At 40.1% G+C, this 3,183-nt stretch carries 2 protein-coding genes; both read left to right on the top strand.

The features are described 5' to 3' along the window. Nucleotides 1–6 precede the first annotated feature (6 nt). Nucleotides 7–300 (top strand): OmpA family protein, encoded by a 294-nt coding sequence (locus BM073_RS17900; RefSeq protein ID WP_091655709.1) that lies wholly within the window; start codon nucleotides 7–9, stop codon nucleotides 298–300. Nucleotides 301–685: 385 nt separating this feature from the next. Next, nucleotides 686–3,183: immunoglobulin domain-containing protein (locus tag BM073_RS17895; RefSeq protein WP_139217531.1), on the top strand; the 2,498-nt coding region annotated here is incomplete at its 3' end.

The following is a 3,183-nucleotide window of genomic DNA, read 5'->3' as shown; positions in this document are numbered from 1 at the left end:
GAGCGGATGCCGAACCTGATGCTGTACATCGAGGGTCATACCGACCAGCGGGGCAGCGATGCCTACAACGAGAAGCTGTCGGCACGCAGATCAAAAGCGGTGATGGACTACCTCATCAAGCGCGGAGTAACCGGAGACCGGATGGAACACCAGTGGTTTGGGGAGACGCGTCCGGTACATGACTGCAGCCAGGTGAGCTGTACTTCGGCGATGCACCAGCTGAACCGAAGGACAGAGCTGAGAGTAGGCAAGTCGGCGTTTACCTACACAGGTAGACAGAAGAAAGTAAACACGATGTGATACAGGATAAGTTTATAGAGTATTAGTCAAAAAAAAAGAGGATCCAGTTTGGATCCTTTTTTTTTGTTGCCTTTAATATTTTTCTGGATTCAATCCATAATTCCCATTCATTCCGTATATGCTGAAAATATTTAAAAAGTATTTCATAATAAAAAAAATGCATTTTATATAAAAAAAGATTTGCAAACACTTGGAAATGAAAAACATAAAAGTGTATTTTTATGGCAATTATCTGGTTATAAGAATAAGTGGGTTCATTTCACTCCCTCCTTTTGCCTGCTTAATTAGATTAAAAATATTCTAAGTCTCTCATAGCAAGGGGATAAGAACTAAAGAAAAAACCTATAGAACACGTTTACGAACTCGAAATTTTAAATAAAAATATATGGATCAGTCATCTACTACTCATCCGAATGGCAGTCGAGATAGGAAAATTGATTTTTTTAAGAAAATGAGAAATATCAATAAGAACCTTTTTTTTCTTATTGGTTTTATTTTTTCCGCTTACAATTTCTCTTTTGGGCAGACTCCTATAGTTATTCCCTTGAATTCTCCAAATGGGGGATTTCATATAGATGGGGATTTGAGAGCAAATACGCCTACTCCCGGTGCAGGTGACTGGATCCCTGGAGCTACAGGAGGATTGAACAATGGGGGATCAGCGTTTACATCTTTAGGTGTTCCGGTTAATGGAGTTACATCATTTAGGTTTATTGATCCATACAAAGGAGGACCTGGCGTGGACCTTGGTTTTAATGGGGGAAATAAAGGAAATGGAAACCCTAATTCATGGGGATGGAGGGCTGCTGATGTTACACCAGCACCAAATGATTTTAACAATGTTTTTTATCATTTGGGCAACTCAACTACTCCTGGCTTTGAGGGCGATTGGATTATACTTTCAGCAGATAGAGATAAAACTAATGGGACAAGTTATTTAGATTTCGAATTTTTACAAGGAAATGTTGAAAGAACTGGTTCTGGTACCTCCGGTGGATTTACTTCTGATGGCCCCAATGGGGGAAGGACAATAGGTGATTTATTAATTTCAGTAGAATATGCTTCAGGAGGATCAAACCCAAAAATTTATGCATTTAGATGGAAAGCTGTTGGTACAGGTTTCGATTATGTATTGGAAGGTGAGATTACCTCCCCAACTTTTGGTTTAGGAGTTGCATATGGTGCAGTTAATACTACAACTCTTACAGACATTCAGTATTTACCATTTGGAAATAGTTTTTACGAACCAAGACAATGGGTTGAGGCCGCAATTAACGTTACAAAACTTTTTAGAGCCTTTAGTGGAGACCCTTGTGCTGGGATTGCCGTAAAAACAATTTTTATAAAGTCAAAAGCTTCAGATGCTGTTACTGCTGATATTAAAGATTTTATTGACCCAATTCCTGTAAGTTTAGCATTTGGAACTGCAGAAATTTCCTATTCTCCTGATGCATTATGTGAATCTACTTCTTCTGTATTACCATCAATTTCTGGCACAGAAGGTGGAACCTTTTCTGCAACACCTGCTGGATTAAATATTAATACGAGTACTGGTTTAATAACTTATGCAGGTTCTACACCTGGAACTTACACAGTTTCCTATTCATTTAATTCTGCTCCTAGTGGAGCGACTTTTTCCTGTCCTAAGACGGTTCAGACAACTGTAAGAATAAATCCAAGGACTTTAGTTACTAATCAGCCACAAGGCGCATCTTATTGCCTTAATGCTAGCCCTCAACCATTGACAGTAACAGGAACAGGTGCTGGGACGATTTCATACGAGTGGTTTAGAACGACTACTGCTACAAATTCAGGAGGTACCCCAGTGGGATCTTCACAAACTTTTACTCCTCCCACTAATGCTGCAGGAACATATTACTATTACGCATTAGTTAAGAGCTCTACTTGTGGAAATGTTGCGTCTAATTCGGTAACAGTTCAGGTGAATCCTTTAACTGAAATTTCTAATCAGCCGACTGGTGCTACTTATTGCCAAAATGCAACGGCAACACCACTGACTGTTATCGGAACTGGGACTGGAACGATTACCTATGAGTGGTGGCAGACGACTTCTGCGGTAAATATAGGCGGGACTAGAGTTGCCACAACCCAGAATTATACTCCTCCAACAAATACTGAGGGGACTTTCTATTACTACGCAAAAGTGATTAGCTCAAGCTGTAATACAGTTGCTTCTAATCCGGTGACAGTTCAGGTAAATGCGTTACCTGCGGCTCCAACTTCGGGAGGGAATATCAGTCAGTGTATTAATTCACCAGCTCAAACTTTAACAGCAACAGCTTCAGTTCCTACAGGAATTGAAATTCGATGGTTTAGTGCACCTACTGGAGGTAATTTAGTTGCTAATCCTACCTTGAATACATTAGGAACTGTGACCTACTACGCTGAAGCAAGAAATACGATTACAGGTTGTATTAGTCCTACAAGAACTCCTGTTACTTTAACCCTTTTAAATTGTGCTCTTACAATTGATAAAGTTGGAACTTTTGTTGATCAAAATAACAATGGTCGAGCAGACGTAGGAGAGAAGATTAATTATTCTTTTTTGGTAACTAATACTGGAAATTCTGCTTTGACGAATGTTACTGTAACTGATCCAAAAGTTACTGTAACTGGCGGTCCGATCAGCTTGGCAGTTGGGGCCAATAGTGGGAATACATTTACAGGATCTTATACGATCACCCAAAATGATATTAATACAGGCAAAGTGGATAACACGGCTGAAGCAAAAGGATTTTTTGGCACTCAATTTAGAACTGCGACAGATAGTGAGACGACGAATCTTCCTCAGCGCCCGGCTTTGACGATTGTCAAGACAGGTACGTTCAACGATGCCAACAACAACAGCAGAGCGGATGTGGG

This window comes from Algoriphagus ornithinivorans, from assembly GCF_900115305.1.
Lineage (GTDB): Bacteria > Bacteroidota > Bacteroidia > Cytophagales > Cyclobacteriaceae > Algoriphagus > Algoriphagus ornithinivorans.
Note: the sequence above shows the minus strand (reverse complement) of the source record. Positions and strands in the feature narration are given on the sequence as shown.